This window comes from Bacillus sp. MUM 13 (assembly GCF_001866725.1).
Taxonomy (GTDB): Bacteria; Bacillota; Bacilli; order Bacillales; family DSM-1321; genus Peribacillus.
Genome location: NZ_MLYQ01000107.1, coordinates 1 through 16,040, shown reverse-complemented (window position 1 = coordinate 16,040; position 16,040 = coordinate 1). Strand labels below are relative to the sequence as shown.

Annotated in this window: 16 protein-coding genes; 15 read left to right on the top strand and 1 reads right to left on the bottom strand. The window is 43.3% G+C overall.

All coding sequences use genetic code 11. The features are described from left to right. Positions 1 to 320 precede the first annotated feature (320 nt). From rpmH to BIV59_RS20040, 11 genes are all read left to right on the top strand, one after another. The gene (gene rpmH, locus BIV59_RS23005; RefSeq protein ID WP_083392281.1) at positions 321 to 455 is read left to right on the top strand and encodes a 50S ribosomal protein L34; all 135 of its coding nucleotides are present in this window, start codon (positions 321 to 323) and stop codon (positions 453 to 455) included. Positions 456 to 539: 84 nt separating this feature from the next. Next, the gene (rnpA, locus tag BIV59_RS20085; protein ID WP_071353240.1) at positions 540 to 908 is read left to right on the top strand and encodes a ribonuclease P protein component; all 369 of its coding nucleotides are present in this window, start codon (positions 540 to 542) and stop codon (positions 906 to 908) included. 158 nt (positions 909 to 1,066) lie between these two features. Then, positions 1,067 to 1,855 carry a YidC family membrane integrase SpoIIIJ gene (gene spoIIIJ / locus BIV59_RS20080; RefSeq protein ID WP_071353242.1) on the top strand — a complete coding sequence of 263 codons (789 nt, stop codon included), beginning with the start codon at positions 1,067 to 1,069 and terminating at the stop codon, positions 1,853 to 1,855. After that, a complete protein-coding gene (gene jag, locus BIV59_RS20075) occupies positions 1,852 to 2,472 on the top strand; it encodes an RNA-binding cell elongation regulator Jag/EloR (RefSeq protein ID WP_071353239.1) in 621 nt (206 codons plus the stop codon). The genes spoIIIJ and jag overlap by 4 nt, the downstream gene beginning before the upstream one ends. A gap of 290 nt (positions 2,473 to 2,762) precedes the next feature. After that, positions 2,763 to 4,148 carry a tRNA uridine-5-carboxymethylaminomethyl(34) synthesis GTPase MnmE gene (gene mnmE / locus BIV59_RS20070; RefSeq protein WP_071353238.1) on the top strand — a complete coding sequence of 462 codons (1,386 nt, stop codon included), beginning with the start codon at positions 2,763 to 2,765 and terminating at the stop codon, positions 4,146 to 4,148. 80 nt (positions 4,149 to 4,228) lie between these two features. Beyond that, positions 4,229 to 6,115 (top strand): tRNA uridine-5-carboxymethylaminomethyl(34) synthesis enzyme MnmG, encoded by a 1,887-nt coding sequence (gene mnmG / locus BIV59_RS20065; protein ID WP_071353237.1) that lies wholly within the window; start codon positions 4,229 to 4,231, stop codon positions 6,113 to 6,115. A gap of 29 nt (positions 6,116 to 6,144) precedes the next feature. Further along, positions 6,145 to 6,861, top strand: coding sequence for a 16S rRNA (guanine(527)-N(7))-methyltransferase RsmG (gene rsmG, locus BIV59_RS20060; protein WP_071353236.1), 717 nt, complete (start codon positions 6,145 to 6,147; stop codon positions 6,859 to 6,861). 254 nt (positions 6,862 to 7,115) lie between these two features. Next, positions 7,116 to 7,973: a nucleoid occlusion protein gene (gene noc / locus BIV59_RS20055; RefSeq protein ID WP_071353235.1), complete on the top strand. Its 858-nt coding sequence runs from the start codon at positions 7,116 to 7,118 to the stop codon at positions 7,971 to 7,973. Positions 7,974 to 8,328: 355 nt separating this feature from the next. After that, the gene (locus BIV59_RS20050) at positions 8,329 to 9,090 is read left to right on the top strand and encodes a ParA family protein (RefSeq protein ID WP_071353234.1); all 762 of its coding nucleotides are present in this window, start codon (positions 8,329 to 8,331) and stop codon (positions 9,088 to 9,090) included. Further along, positions 9,083 to 9,943 (top strand): ParB/RepB/Spo0J family partition protein, encoded by an 861-nt coding sequence (locus BIV59_RS20045; RefSeq protein WP_071353233.1) that lies wholly within the window; start codon positions 9,083 to 9,085, stop codon positions 9,941 to 9,943. The genes BIV59_RS20050 and BIV59_RS20045 overlap by 8 nt, the downstream gene beginning before the upstream one ends. A gap of 103 nt (positions 9,944 to 10,046) precedes the next feature. Beyond that, the gene (locus BIV59_RS20040) at positions 10,047 to 10,760 is read left to right on the top strand and encodes a DUF554 domain-containing protein (protein WP_071353232.1); all 714 of its coding nucleotides are present in this window, start codon (positions 10,047 to 10,049) and stop codon (positions 10,758 to 10,760) included. A gap of 62 nt (positions 10,761 to 10,822) precedes the next feature. On the opposite strand, the gene yyaC is transcribed toward BIV59_RS20040, so the two are convergent. Then, positions 10,823 to 11,449, bottom strand: a complete 627-nt coding sequence (gene yyaC / locus BIV59_RS20035) for a spore protease YyaC (protein WP_071353231.1) — start codon at positions 11,447 to 11,449, stop codon at positions 10,823 to 10,825. Positions 11,450 to 11,761: 312 nt separating this feature from the next. On the opposite strand from yyaC, the gene BIV59_RS20030 reads away from it, so the two are divergent. The 4 genes from BIV59_RS20030 (at position 11,762) to BIV59_RS20015 (ending at position 15,694) form a co-directional block, all read left to right on the top strand. Next, the gene (locus BIV59_RS20030; RefSeq protein WP_071353241.1) at positions 11,762 to 12,628 is read left to right on the top strand and encodes a mechanosensitive ion channel family protein; all 867 of its coding nucleotides are present in this window, start codon (positions 11,762 to 11,764) and stop codon (positions 12,626 to 12,628) included. Between the two features lie 26 nt (positions 12,629 to 12,654). Then, positions 12,655 to 12,852 carry a DUF951 domain-containing protein gene (locus BIV59_RS20025; RefSeq protein WP_071353230.1) on the top strand — a complete coding sequence of 66 codons (198 nt, stop codon included), beginning with the start codon at positions 12,655 to 12,657 and terminating at the stop codon, positions 12,850 to 12,852. A gap of 164 nt (positions 12,853 to 13,016) precedes the next feature. Next, complete coding sequence (gene ychF, locus BIV59_RS20020; protein WP_071353229.1) at positions 13,017 to 14,117, top strand: redox-regulated ATPase YchF; 1,101 nt, start codon at positions 13,017 to 13,019, stop codon at positions 14,115 to 14,117. Between the two features lie 464 nt (positions 14,118 to 14,581). After that, positions 14,582 to 15,694 carry an IS110 family RNA-guided transposase gene (locus BIV59_RS20015; protein WP_071353228.1) on the top strand — a complete coding sequence of 371 codons (1,113 nt, stop codon included), beginning with the start codon at positions 14,582 to 14,584 and terminating at the stop codon, positions 15,692 to 15,694. The last annotated feature ends 346 nt before the right edge of the window (positions 15,695 to 16,040 follow it).

Sequence of the window (16,040 nt, the reverse complement as noted above, 5' to 3'; positions counted from 1 at the left end):
GGTGCGAGACTCCTGCGGGCTCACCGGCCGCCCCGCGGAAAGCAAGCATCCTGGAGCGGAAATCAACCCCTTGTTCAATAGGAGCAAAGTTTACGAAAACAGCCTGATTTTTCAATCGGAAAATATGCTGAGCCAAAATTTTCTATGTTCCAAAGCAGTAAAATGATTTACAATAGGAGAATACGAACAAAAAGATCACTTGGCTTTTTTTTTGATGTAAAATTGATTTTTTTTTATAGAGAGGTTGACTTTTTAGTCCCGCCATCTATATAATTACGAAGACTGTCTTTAACTGTTATTCCTCAGGGAGGTGTCATATAATGAAAAGAACTTATCAACCGAATAAGCGCAAGCACAGTAAGGTTCACGGTTTCCGTAGCCGCATGAGCACGAAAAACGGACGTAGAGTGTTAGCTGCACGTCGCCGCAAGGGCAGAAAAGTATTATCTGCATAGACCACTGAAAAGTCTCAGTGGTCTTTTTTTTCAATAGAAGGTGTTTTTGGGGTTCCCCAATTTCGTTTAATGTAGGTGTAAAAAATGAAAAAAAAGCTAAGGATTAAGAAGAATGATGAATTCCAGGATGTTTTTAAGAAGGGTGAATCATTCGGAAACAGGCAATTTGTAGTGTATGTCCTTGAAAAGCCTAATCAGGACCATTTCAGGATCGGCCTTTCTGTCAGCAAAAAAATCGGAAATGCCGTAGTAAGAAACCAAATTAAAAGGTACATAAGGCAATCTTTCCTGGAACTTATAGAAGACATCGAAATTGGCAAGGATTATGTCATAATTGCCCGCAAGCCTGCATCACAAATGGACTTTCTTGAAGTGAAGAACAGTCTGATCCACGTTCTAAAACGTTCCAAATCATTAACCCTAAATAAAGCAAGCAATAAATTCACCAAATAATGAAACCATTTAGCCTGCATACCGTAATATATGTGACCGAAAGAGGATTATGGCCTGCCGGTGCTTTAGGCTTTGGCCTGAAGATAGCTGGACAGGCATGCAAAAAAGCCTTTGCAGGCAAACTTCAGGATCTTTCGGAAGATAGGAGGAAAAAACGCTTGAAAAAAAGAATATTCTTCATTATGGGGATCGCTGCCATTATCATGCTTCTTTCCGGCTGTACGGAAATCAAGCAGCCGATTGATTCAAGCAGCACAGGATTCTGGAATCACTATATTGTGTATCCTTTATCGGTGCTCATCAAAAGTGTCTCTAAGTTTTTAGGAAATAACTATGGCCTTGGAATCGTAGTGGTTACCATACTGGTCCGATTAGTGATCCTGCCATTGATGATCAAACAGACAAAAAACTCTAAAGCTATGCAGGCCCTGCAGCCTGAAATGGCCAAGCTTAAAGAAAAATACAGCTCTAAAGATGCTGCCACACAGCAAAAGCTGCAGCAGGAAACCATGGCTTTATTTTCTAAATATAATGTAAATCCTCTAGCGGGCTGTTTTCCGCTATTAATACAAATGCCGATCCTGATTGGCTTTTACCATGCAATCAGCCGAACGCGGGAAATCGCTCACCACAGCTTTTTGTGGTTTGACCTTGGAACACCAGATCCGCTGTACATTTTGCCGATTGTTGCGGGGATCACAACGTTCATTCAGCAAAAGCTTACAATGGCAGGGAATACGACAACCCCTCAAATGGCAACGCAAATGACAATGATGCTCTATATTATGCCGGTAATGATCGTTATCTTTGCGATAAGATTCCCAGCTGCCCTGTCTCTGTATTGGGTAGTCGGCAATATTTTCATGATTGCACAAACCTATTTCATTAAAGGTCCGGATCTGAAAAAAACAGCTTCCGGTGATGCGGGAGGAGCTAAGAAAAAGTGAAAAGGATAACTGCTACAGGACAATCTGTCGAAGAAGCAGTAGAATCAGCTTTATCTCAGCTAAACACCACTAGAGAACGCGTAGAAATTGAAATTGCTGATCAGGGAAAAAAAGGTTTTTTGGGAATTTTCGGAGCCAGGCAGGCAGTGGTAAATGTCACATTGCCTCCAGACCCTATTGAAGAAGGCATTCGGTTTTTGAAGAATGTGTGCGAAAAAATGGGTGTCAGTGCCGATGTTGCTGTGAAACGTAATGGAAGGAATATTTCCTTTCAGGTTTCAGGCGATAAAATTGCGCTGCTGATCGGAAAAAGGGGACAGACACTCAATTCTCTCCAGTATCTTACACAGCTGGTTGCTAACCGGTATTCGAAACAGTATTTGACAGTTGAGGTAGATGCTGAAGACTACAGGCAGCGCAGAAGTGATACATTGGTCCAGCTCGCGGAAAGAATGGCGAATAAAGCCATGAAAACCGGGAAAGAAGTTGCTCTTGAACCGATGCCTTCTAATGAGCGCAAGGTGATTCACAACGCCCTGATGGGAAACCGGAAAATTAAAACCGAATCAAGCGGTGCAGAACCATACCGCCATCTGGTGATTAAGCCTATAAAATAATGAAATGCCCTCTGTGTATGCAGCGGGCATTTTTGCTGTCCTCTCGAAAATATTGAAGCAGACAAAAAGCAAACGAAAGATGAGGGAGGGTCAGGCTCGCTTGTTATTCACATGTGGATAAGTTAAAATGAACGGTAATGAAAGTGATTTTTGGCGCGCTGTGGATAACATCACGCGCCAAAGGTTATGTGCTTTTTTTCAATGGCTGATTGTGTTATTGTAGTTATTTGGGTATAAAAACGAAATTTTTTTTGATATAGATGAAAAGATACATTTGCGGGGTGACAGGAATGGAATATGATACGATTGCGGCTGTATCCACACCCATGGGAGAAGGCGCAATAGCGATTGTCAGGCTCAGCGGTGAAGAAGCAATAGCGATAGCAGATAAGATATATAGGGGCCCTGGCAGCAAACGTTTAGCCGGAGTGGAGTCTCATACCATACATTATGGCCACTTAAGGGACCCTAAAACCGGCAATACAGTGGAAGAAGTCATGATATCAATCATGAAAGGCCCTAAAACCTTTACACGGGAAGATGTTGTGGAAATTAATTGTCATGGCGGCATCGTTTCTGTAAATAGGGTGCTTCAGCTTGTCCTGTCTCAGGGTGCGCGGCTTGCCGAACCCGGCGAATTCACAAAACGTGCCTTTTTAAATGGCAGAATCGACCTCTCTCAGGCTGAAGCAGTCATGGATCTGATCCGTGCCAAAACAGATAAAGCAATGAATGTGGCATTGGGGCAAATGGAAGGCAGGCTTTCAAAGCTGATCCGGAAGCTAAGGCAGGATATATTAGAAACCCTGGCTCAGGTCGAGGTGAACATTGACTATCCTGAATATGATGATGTGGAAGAAATGACACATCGGCTATTTATGGAGAAAGCCCATTTTGTCCGCGGAGAAATTAAAAAAATCCTCAGGACCTCCGAACAGGGGAAAATCCTCAGGGAAGGATTGTCCACGGTCATTATCGGGCGCCCGAATGTCGGCAAGTCCTCCTTGCTGAACAGCCTGGTACATGAAAATAAAGCGATTGTGACGGACATACCAGGAACAACAAGGGATGTTATCGAAGAATATGTGAATGTGCGCGGAGTGCCATTAAGGCTCCTGGATACGGCAGGTATCCGCGAAACAGAGGATATTGTAGAAAGAATAGGCGTGGAACGTTCACGTGCTGTTTTAAAGGATGCAGATTTAATCCTTCTTGTGCTGAATAATTCTGATGAGCTAAGTAAGGAAGATGAATTGCTTTTTCAGGCGGTTGAAGGCATGGATGTAATCATCATCATTAATAAAACAGATCTTCCGCGTAAGATTAACATAGAGCGGGTGAAGCAGCTGGCACCGGCACAAAAAATGGTTTCCACTTCTTTGCTTGAAGACGAGGGCATTGATGAACTGGAAGAAGCCATATCCTCCCTGTTTTTCGAAGGGGAAATTGAAGCCGGCGATTTGACGTATGTTTCTAATTCGCGGCATATTGCATTGCTTGGACAGGCGTTGCAGGCAATAGAAGACAGCATTGATGCCATCGAGTCGGGCACACCTGTTGATTTGGTACAGATTGATTTCACGAAAGCATGGGAGCTGCTTGGCGAAATCATCGGAGAAAGCGTCCATGAAAGCTTGATTGACCAATTATTCTCCCAATTTTGTCTTGGTAAGTAATGTGAAGCACCGGGCGGGACAGTTATAGCCCCGACAGTGCCGGATATAAATATATTTTATGAAAGTGGAGGTAAAAAGCTATGCAATATGATGCAGGCAGCTATGATGTCATTGTCATAGGAGCAGGTCACGCAGGCAGTGAAGCAGGTCTGGCAGCAGCGAGAGTCGGCGCGAAGACCCTTATGATCACTATCAATTTGGATATGGTAGCATTCATGCCTTGTAACCCTTCTGTCGGAGGGCCGGCAAAGGGAATCGTGGTCAGGGAAATCGATGCATTGGGCGGAGAAATGGGCAGAAATATTGATAAAACCCACATTCAGATGAGAATGCTGAATACTGGAAAAGGGCCAGCCGTACGTGCATTAAGGGCACAAGCCGATAAGTTTCTTTATCAGAATGAAATGAAGAAGACGATTGAAAATGAGCCGAACCTGACATTAGTTCAAGGAATGGTAGAGCAGCTGATTGTAGAAGATGGCGTGTGTACAGGGGTTATTACCCAAACAGGTGCTGTATATAAAGGGAAAACCGTGGTTATTACAACAGGGACCTTCCTGCGCGGAGAAATTATTCTTGGCGAATTGAAATATTCAAGCGGCCCGAACAACCAGCAGCCTTCCATCCGATTGTCAGAACACCTGGAGGAGCTTGGTTTTGATTTAGTCCGCTTTAAAACAGGGACGCCTCCCCGTGTGAACAGCTCAACCATCGATTATTCAAAAACGGAAATACAGCCTGGAGATGAAGTGCCAAGAGCGTTTTCCTATGAAACGACAAAATTCATTACAGACCAGCTTCCATGCTGGCTGACTTATACAAATGAAGAAACACACCTGATCATTGATAACAATCTTCACCGTTCACCGATGTACTCAGGCATGATCAAAGGAACAGGACCTCGTTATTGCCCGTCTATTGAGGATAAAGTAGTCAGGTTCAATGATAAACCCCGCCACCAGATTTTCCTGGAGCCGGAAGGACGCAATACCCAGGAGGTTTACGTGCAGGGACTTTCCACAAGCCTGCCTGAAGATGTGCAGCGAAAGATTCTTGCAACCATTCCTGGCCTTGAGAAAGCGCAATTGATGCGTGCCGGATATGCCATTGAGTATGATGCGATCGTTCCGACACAGCTATGGCCGACCCTCGAAACCAAGAAAGTGAAAAACTTGTATACCGCGGGGCAGATTAATGGAACATCAGGCTATGAAGAAGCAGCCGGACAGGGATTGATGGCTGGTATTAATGCCGGGCTGAATGCTCTGGGTAAAGAGCAGCTGATTCTTGGAAGAGCAGATGCATATATTGGGGTCTTAATAGATGACTTAGTAACTAAAGGAACGAATGAGCCATATCGTCTGTTAACTTCCCGTGCTGAATACCGCCTTCTTCTGCGCCATGATAATGCCGATCTTCGCCTGACTGAAATTGGCTATAAAATCGGGATGATAAAAGAAGAGCGATATCAAAGGTTCCTCGCGAAAAAAGAAGCTGTGGAAGCTGAAAAAGAGCGCTTGAATAGCCATTTTATCAAGCCGACAAAGCAGGTGCAGGAAATTATTACGGAAAGCGGCGGCAGTGAATTGAAGGATGGCATAAGGGCTTCAGATTTGCTCAAACGCCCTGAAATGAATTACAGCCACATTCAGCTTCTTGCTCCAAGTGAAACAATGCTTAGCGGAGAAGTGACTGAACAGGTAGAAATCCAGATTAAGTATGAAGGATATATTGAAAAGTCCCTGCAGCAGGTAGACAGGCTTAAAAAAATGGAAAATAAAAAAATCCCTCAAAATATTGATTATGATGCCATTAACGGCCTGGCATCAGAAGCACGCCAAAAATTAAAAGAGGTTGCACCGCTTTCAGTAGCGCAGGCTTCCAGAATTTCTGGGGTGAACCCGGCTGATGTTTCTATCTTGCTTGTTTATTTAGAACAAGGCAGAATTGCACGTGTTTCTAAATAGAGGAAATTCCGAAAAAGGATTGAAAACCTATGAATATTGAACAATTCCAGCAAGAGCTCAAGGGTCGGGGAATTGACCTGAGTGAGCTGCAGCTCCAGCAATTTGAGACCTATTATTCCCTATTGGTTGAGTGGAATGAGAAAATGAACCTGACAGCCATCACCGACAAAGAGGAAGTGTACCTGAAGCATTTTTATGATTCAATCAGTGCTGCTTTTTATTTTGATTTTACTAAGCCTTATAAATTATGTGATGTAGGGGCAGGTGCAGGATTTCCGAGCATTCCTCTGAAAATCTGCTTCCCCGGGCTGCATGTTTCCATTGTGGATTCATTGAATAAGCGGATTACCTTTTTGGAACAGCTTGCAAGCTCGCTTAATCTTTCAAATGTATCTTTCTACCATGACAGGGCTGAAAGCTTTGCACAAAACCCTGACCATCGTGAAAAATACGATGTAGTAATGGCCAGGGCAGTGGCAAGAATGTCTGTCTTAAGTGAATTGTGTCTGCCGCTTGTAAAGCCTGAAGGCCATTTTGTCGCGATGAAAGCTGCAAGCACTGGCGAAGAAATGGAAACGGGAAAAAAAGCGATTTTCCTTTTGGGCGGAAAAGTGGAACAAATTCATCCTTTCCTGCTTCCTGAAGAAGATAGCGAAAGAAATATCATCACAATTAAAAAGGTGAAAACGACTCCGAAAAAGTATCCAAGGAAGCCGGGGACACCAAATAAGACGCCGATAGAATAGCATTGCTTCCAGAATTATTTGGCGGGCCTGTGGGGTTTTTATCCTGAAATGCCTGCCGTATGAGAACGGCGGGCAGGCTTAAGCTGATAGTTTGGGTTGAATTTCTTATAGCACAAACCCTGATTTTCTTTTACTATTAAAGGTAGCGGATCATGAATCAAAGGAATTGTTTAATATTGTCAAGATTTAAGCAGGACATGTCATTTCTGTAGAGAATATGTTATATGGGAGTTCCTTAAAGGTGGTGTAGGGAGATGAAGCATCCTTTTTCGCGGTTCTTTGGGTTAGGCGAAAAAGAAGAACAGCAAATAGAGATGGAGGCACCAGTTAGCAGCGAAGAAATAAAAAAAATCTCCATTTCTGACATTGTGCCGAATCGATATCAACCAAGAACGGTTTTTAATGAGAATAAAATTACGGAGCTGGCCCAGACCATTCATACACATGGGATCATCCAGCCGATCGTAGTCCGGGAATATGAACCCGGCAAGTACGAAATCATTGCTGGAGAGCGGCGATTCCGGGCCATTCAGAAACTTGGCTGGGATACTGCGCCAGTCCTGATCAAAGACTTCAATGATACTGAAACAGCTTCAGTAGCACTTATAGAAAACCTGCAGCGTGAAGAGCTTACACCTGTAGAGGAAGCTCTGGCCTACAGCAGGCTCCTCCAGCTTCATGAGCTTACCCAGGAGGCGCTTGCCCAGAGGCTGGGAATCGGCCAGTCAACAGTAGCGAATAAACTAAGGCTTTTAAAGCTTCCGCAGGAAATCCAGGATGCTCTTCTTCAAAAGCATATTACAGAGCGGCATGCGCGCTCTCTGATTCCCCTGAAAGACCCTGAAAAGCAGGTTAAGCTATTAGAAGAAATCATCGAAAAAAACCTGAATGTTAAGCAGACCGAGGAACGGGTTGTCAAAATGCTCACCAGTCTGGAGAAGAAGCCAAAACCGAAAAGAAAAGCATTTTCAAAGGATATGAGAATTGCCGTTAATACGATCCGACAGTCTTTAAGCATGGTTACCGATAATGGCATTAACCTTGATTCAGAAGAAGAAGAATTCGAGGAATATTATCAGTTCACCATTAAAATACCAAAGAAAAAGCCATAATAGATTTTTTTTGCGCCTGGCAGCTGCGGATTGCCGGGCTTTCTTGTTGTTTGGGGAATCACCGGTAACGGCCGCTGCAGCCATCTCAGGGGAGCAGGAAGCTTGGATGTGCTCTTTGGCAAAGCACGTATGCTTAGTTTTTTTCCCGGAAAATAATATCAACTTTATTTTTTCATGATAAAATAGATAGCGAAACTTCAATTAATTGGAATAAAGTTTGCAATATAGATTTTGTTAAAATACTGATGCCTCTATTTTGATTGGCAGCAGGCAAGTTTAACAGATCCTTTACATGAAATTTTTTGCGGTATTTTAATAGATTGTAACTAGATTTGATAGGAAAGTGGGTGACTTTGTGGGAAAAATTCTCGCCATTGCGAATCAAAAAGGCGGTGTGGGAAAAACCACTACTTCCGTGAACCTGGGGGCCTGTTTAGCTTACATAGGCAAGAAAGTGCTGCTGGTTGATATCGATCCGCAGGGCAATGCGACCAGCGGGGCAGGGATTGACAAAGCGGACGTGGAACAATGTGTATATGATGTGCTTGTTGATGATATTGAGGCACGGGAAGTGATTAAGGAAACAAGGGTCGAGAATTTATTTGCCATTCCGGCGACAATTCAGCTTGCCGGGGCGGAAATTGAACTGGTCCCTACCATTTCAAGGGAGGTACGCTTGAAACGGGCATTGGAAGAAGTGCAGGAACAATTCGATTATATTATTATTGATTGTCCTCCCTCCCTCGGATTGCTGACATTAAATGCTTTGACAGCGGCCGATGCAGTACTGATTCCTGTTCAATGTGAATATTACGCATTGGAAGGGCTCAGCCAGCTGCTGAATACAGTCCGGCTGGTCCAAAAGCATCTTAATCAGGATCTGAAAATTGAAGGGGTCCTGCTTACCATGCTGGATGCCAGAACAAATCTGGGCATACAAGTCATCGACGAAGTGAAAAAGTATTTTCAGGACAAAGTATATAAAACAATTATTCCCCGAAATGTCCGTTTAAGCGAAGCGCCAAGCCACGGAGAACCTATTATTATATATGATCCCAAGTCAAGAGGTGCAGAGGTTTATCTAGAACTGGCAAAGGAAGTGGAATCACATGGCTAGAGGACTTGGCAAAGGAATCAATGCTCTATTTACAAATATGGAGGCAGGAAAAGAAGATGCGATCCATAATATCAATATAAAAGATTTACGGCCGAACCCCTATCAGCCGAGAAAAATATTCCATGCAGAGGCAATCAGCGAATTGAAGGAATCGATCGAGCAGCATGGTATCCTCCAGCCAATTATTGCCCGGAAAAGTATTAAGGGATATGAAATTGTCGTTGGAGAAAGGCGTTATCGTGCAGCGAAGGAAGCAGGACTTGCAACTGTTCCTGTCGTCATCAGGGAGCTGTCTGAGCAGCAGATGATGGAGCTCGCCATTCTTGAAAATCTCCAAAGAGAAGACTTGAATCCTATTGAAGAAGCAGTGGCCTATCAGTCTCTTTTAGATAAATTGAATGTAACGCAGGAGGAGCTGGCGAAGCGCCTTGGCAAAAGCCGTCCTCATATTGCAAACCATATCCGGCTGCTTTCCCTGCCTGAGGATATACAAAACCTAATTACAGAAGGGAAAATTTCGATGGGCCATGGAAGGGCGCTTCTTGCCCTGAAAAATAAGGGTTTGCTTCCTTCTGTGGCGGAAAAAATCTTTAAGGATTCCATGAATGTACGCCAGCTTGAAACCTATATCCAGGGTTTAAACCAGCCTGTTTCACGTGAAACAGTGCAGCCTTCAAAGCCTAAAAAAAATGTCTTCATTAAAGAGCGTGAATCAAGTTTGCGAGAGCGTTTCGGAACAACCGTTACAATTAAACAAAATAAGAAAAAAGGAAAAATTGAAATCGAGTTCTTCTCACAGGAAGATCTGGAGAGAATTTTGGATATAATCGATCAAGAAAATCACAAATTTTAAGCCATCTTGATCAGGTGGTTTATTTTTTTGAATATTATCTGAAGGAAAGAAGCAGCTGACAATGTAAAAAGGCAGTTTTGCTTATATAAAAGGTGAAAAGAAAATGATACTTCTAGGGACCATAGTTAATGCTATTTGTATAATCGCCGGAACGCTTCTTGGCAGGGTATTGCAGAATATTCCTGAGAAAATGAAGGAAACGGTAATGAGCGGCATTGGCCTTGCAGTAACGGTGCTTGGCCTTCAAATGGGATTTAAAAGCCAGCAATACCTGATAGTGATATTAAGCCTGGTGATTGGGGCAGTCCTTGGCGAGTGGGCGGATCTTGATGCACGCCTTAATACGCTCGGCCGATTTATTGAAAGAAAAATGAAGGCTAAAGAAGGCGATACGATCTCTCAGGGGTTTGTCACGGCCACCCTGATTTTTTTAATTGGTGCGATGGCCATTCTCGGGGCCCTGGACAGCGGAATCCGTCATGACCATAAGGTGCTGTATACCAAAGGAGTCATTGACGGATTTACTTCCATCATCTTAGCAAGCACGCTTGGCATAGGCGTCATTTTTTCTGCCATTCCGGTATTTCTTTATCAGGGCGCCATTGCTTTATTTGCCACGCAAATCGATAAGTGGGTTCCTCATGAGCTGATGCATTCCTTCACTCTAGAAATGACCGCAACCGGGGGGCTCATGATTGCAGCCATCGGGCTGAATCTGATGGGCCTGACTAAAATCCGAGCAGCCAACCTTCTTCCAGGGGTGCTTGTGACAGCTGTACTTGTCACTATTTTTTACTATTTTGATATAAAGCTATGATCCGTTGATTTCAAAACGGCAAACATAAAAAAGGGAAAGGCGGCAGCCTTCCTTTTTCTATATTATAGCGTTTTTTCCTGTTCATAGCTCCAGGTGAATGGAGTGAAGCTGGAGGGGCGGCTAAGCTGGCTTGAGGCCATGTGAATACCGTTTGAAATGGTTTTGGCCATTTTAAGGACCAGATTCAGCCGGGTATTCTGCAGGACCATGAATTCCATAAATCCGCTCACATTGACAATCCCTGTAATGTGGGCATCACCCACACTAGGGAGCTCCTTATTTACACCGGCACCCGGCTTGACAGGACCTTCACCAATTTGGACAACTCCTACGCTTTTCAGCTTGCCTAAACAGGCATCGATTCCAATGATGAATGGACGGTCATATTTCAGTTTGATTTCAGTTAGTTTTTCTTCGAGATTCATCGCGTGAATCGGATCTTCCAGGGTTCCATAAACGGAAAAGTTAGAAGCGAACGTTTTCTCTTTCAGGAATGTCCCGACAAGAGGTCCGAGGGAATCTCCAGTGGAGCGATCTGTACCGATGCAAACAATAACAATGGACTGAGTCTGAGAGGCAGGAAGCAGGGCGAGCAATTCTTTTGAAATTTGTCTCGATGCATCTAAATCTTCATGCATGACCCGGCTCATTCGATTTTTATTTTCTAAAAAACTGGGTTTTAGGTTCATCGGTTCCACTCCTCTTTAATAGTAGTAACAGTATACGGAAAAAACACGGATAGTATACATGCAGGCGGTAAGAAACTTATCCCGTTTTTTCAGATAAAGCAGCCGGGAGCTGTACATTATATAAGGAACCTAACGGCAGGATGTGCTTTTTTAAACATGCAGGAATCTTCGTCAGATATGATCAGTGCGTGCCTGGTTTTATTTTGCTTTCCTGTGGTTTATTTGTTCTACCTATATACCCATAGTTTTTTTGTACAAAAACCTATAATTGTTGTTATTATAGTATTTAAGCAGAATTCTCTTGAAAAGCTGGTGAACTATTTGTGGGATATAAAAGGAAAATTTTATAAAAAACTGTCTGATGAAGATACTTGGATTCATATTGGAGAAGGTCTCATCAAGATAATTGCTATTCTAGTCATCTCCAGGATAATCATCGGAGTTTCTAAGGCCCTGATAAAAAAATTCTTTCTGGTCCGTTCGAAAAGCCCGCTGCGGATTTCCGAACGCCGGGAAGCAACTTTATTAAAGCTATTAGAAAATGTGATTACCTATGCCGTTTATTTTATTTCGCTTGTCATGATTCTGGATGCATGCGGAATTGAAGTGAAGGCCTTGCTGGCCGGTGCTGGAATAGTGGGCCTTGCGGTAGGTTTTGGAGCGCAAAGTCTTGTAAAAGATATCATTTCGGGATTTTTCATCATTCTGGAAGACCAATTTTCAGTTGGGGATTATATCAGATTAGGAAATTTTGAAGGAGAAGTGCTCGAAATAGGGCTTCGGACAACGAAGGTAAAAACTTCTACAGGCGAACTTCATGTTGTGCCAAATGGAGGGATTTCTGAAGTCACAAATTTATCTATATTAAATAGCGTGGCCGTGGTGGATGTCAGTATTCCATATGACGGCAATGTTGAGCTTGCCGAAAAGGTCATTAATGATTTGCTGGAAGGTATGCCGGAAAAGTATGAGGATCTAATCAAAGCTCCAGAGCTATTAGGGATACAGTCACTCAATCCGACGGAGATTGTTCTTAGGATCGTGGCAGAAACAAGCCCTATGCGCCACTGGAATATGGCCCGCATCCTTAGAAAGGAAATACGGGCCTCACTTGATGAGCACGGCATAGAGAGCCCTGTACCGCGGATGGTTATGGTAAACCGCAGTGAAGGAGAGTAAGGAAATCATTGAAGGAGGGATGAGGAATGGAAGAAAAAGAGTATGCATTACATGATGTGGTTGAAATGAAGAAACCTCATCCATGCGGTGTAAATCAGTGGAAGATCATCCGCCTTGGAATGGATATCCGGATAAAATGTGAAGGCTGCGGGCACAGTGTCATGCTGCCAAGAAGAGATTTTTCGAAAAAAATGAAAAAAGTACTGAAGAAGCACGAGGAATAGCCCATCACGCATGTAAAACAAAACGCGGCAGCATTTCACGGACTTGTCTTTTTTTCTTGCAAAATCTATAATTGTGAAGGGTTTAAGTTGCCCCGTGGAATAATATGCAAATTTTTTCAGACAAACATATTTGATATAGAGAGTATAAGAGGAGTGACATATACATGGCTTTAACAGCTGGTATTGTAGGACTGCCGAATGTCGGTAAATCTACTTTGTTTAATGCAATTACACAGGCGGGTGCCGAGTCTGCCAACTATCCTTTCTGCACAATCGACCCGAATGTCGGTATTGTAGAAGTGCCGGATCACCGTTTGCAGAAGTTAACGGAGCTTGTGCAGCCGAAAAAAACGGTTCCAACTGCTTTTGAATTTACGGATATTGCCGGAATAGTAAAAGGAGCAAGCAAGGGAGAAGGATTGGGAAATAAATTCCTTTCGCATATCCGCCAGGTAGATGCCATCTGCCAGGTTGTACGCTGCTTTGCAGATGATAATATTACACATGTTGCCGGAAAGGTCGACCCGATTGAGGATATTGAGGTTATCAATCTGGAGCTTATTCTTGCCGATTTAGAATCTGTAGAAAAACGTATCGAACGCGTAGGCAAAATGGCCAAGCAAAAAGATAAAGAAGCGATGGTTGAGCATGAAATTTTAACGATGCTGAAAGAGGCGTTTGAAGAAGAAAGACCGGCACGGACTGTCGAGTTTACAGAAGAACAGCTGAAAATCGTAAAAGGCCTGCACCTTTTAACCATCAAACCAATCCTTTATGTTGCCAATGTTGGAGAAGATGATATTGCAGATCCTGCTGATAATGAATATGTTCAGAAGGTTCGTGCATTCGCTGAAAAAGACAATGCTGAAGTGATTGTCATCTGTGCGAAGATCGAATCGGAAATTGCTGAACTTGAAGGCGAAGAAAAAGAAATGTTCCTTGGTGAACTGGGCATTGAAGAATCTGGATTAGACCAATTAATCCGTGCTTCATACAGCCTTCTTGGCCTGGCTACTTACTTTACTGCAGGAGTCCAGGAAGTTCGTGCATGGACATTCAGAAAAGGAATGAAGGCGCCGCAATGTGCAGGCATCATCCATTCAGATTTCGAGCGCGGGTTCATCCGTGCAGAAATCGTCTCCTATGATGATCTGGTTGCTGCAGGAAGCCATTCGGCTGCTAAAGAAGCAGGCAAAGTCCGCCTTGAAGGCAAAGAATATATCGTAGAAGACGGAGATGTTATCCACTTCCGCTTTAACGTATAATAAGCAACCCTGCAGCTGATCCGGCTGCAGGGTGTTTCATTTAAAAAGGCTCTTTTCTTAAAGATTGTTGTTTTTTTATGTTCTATGAAGCATCCCAGTAATAAGTAAGGTTGATTGGAGCGTAAGGTGCGAGACTCCTGCGGGATTAGCGGCAGGCCACTGAAAAACTATTTGCTTTGGAAAAAAGATGAGTTTTTAGGGGGTCAAAAATGATTCCTTACCCTCTTATCGTCGCTTAGAAGCGATTTTAGAGCTTCGTTTTTTGTACATCATTTTTCATTTTTAAAATTCCTGACTTTTTCAGTGGCCTCATTAGCGGAATAGGTGAGACCCCACAGGCGCAGCCGAGTTATCATGAACGAAACTAGCTCCTTACTCGTAAATTCGTAGGTTAATTTGGTTAGAATGTTTACTGTAGAAAACATACCCAAATCAGAGCTACATTACGGAAGGAGCTAGTTATTATGAAGGATACCATAAAATATGTCGGTTTAGACGTATCTAAAGAAAAAATTGCTGTTGCTATTGCTGAGGAAGGACGAGAGGAACCAAGATACTGGGGGATGATTCCCCATACTCCAGAGGCCGTCAAAAAGGTCATGAAAAAGTTAGGAAGTCCTGAATCGCTGCAGGTTTGTTATGAAGCTGGTCCCACAGGCTATCCATTGCACCGATTATTGACTTCCCTGGGTATTCACTGTTCAGTGATTGCCCCATCACTTATTCCTAAAAGACCTGGAGAACGCATTAAAACCGATCGCAGAGACTCTGTTCGATTAGCTCAATTATATAGGGCTGGAGAATTAACGTCGATTTATGTACCAACTCCAGAAGATGAGGCTTTGCGGGATCTTGTTCGATGCCGGGAAGATGCCAAAGAAGACGAATTAAGAGGTAAGCACCGATTAAGCAAATTTTTATTGCGTCATGACATAAAGCCACCTCCTGGAGTGAATAAGTGGACCGTCAAATATTATAGATGGCTGGATACCTTGAGTTTCGAAAATCCTTCTTTACGGGTTTCCTTTCAGGAATATTATCACCAGCTGAAAGAATTGAAACAAAGGATCCTGAGATTAGAAGAAGAAATCAGGGTTCATGCGAGTGAGGGCGTACACGCCCCGAAAATCCAGGCACTCCAATCCTTAAGAGGATTGGCACTCGTTACTGCGGCAAGCATGGTAGCTGAAATTGGTTCTTTTAAACGTTTTACGACACCCAGACAATTCATGGCTTATGTCGGATTAATCCCGAGTGAACATTCCAGTGGAGAAAGCAGGAGACAAGGAAATATAACCAAGACAGGCAATCGGCACGTACGTCGTTTACTGGTGGAGTCTGCCTGGAGTTATCGGTATCAGCCAGCTGTTAAAGGAGAGCTGGCAAGAAGGCAAAATGGTCAGTCCCCAACGATTCAGGCGATATCCTGGAAGGCTCAGAACCGTCTTCACAAGAAATATTTTCGTTTATTATCCAAAGGGAAAGAAAGCAGTAAGGCAATAACAGCGATTGCGAGAGAATTGGCAGGTTTTATTTGGGCTGTTATGCAAGAGGTAGAAGGTGTTCCACTAGCTTAAAAGCGTACTATCCCGTTCATCAGTCATGGAATAATAAAATCATCAGTTACGGAGTAATCAAATAGAAAATGAGAATAGGGCTCGAAAGCAAAGAGTAAAACCGGAAAGGAAAATCAAACGCGCCTCCTCTGTGCTATATCCAAGTCGATTAACGCACGTTCCGAGTTAGTGGAAAAGTCCTTTATACGGAAAGATAAAATGTGAAAACCCACGAATATCAGAGTGCAAACCGCCGTTGAAATTTTTGCTTTCGTGCCGTGTTCTTATCTACTATCACGAGAATAAAAAGGAGGAAAGATCACCCCTTCTTTAGCTTAGACGATAGTATTATCTCTGCCTATACGTG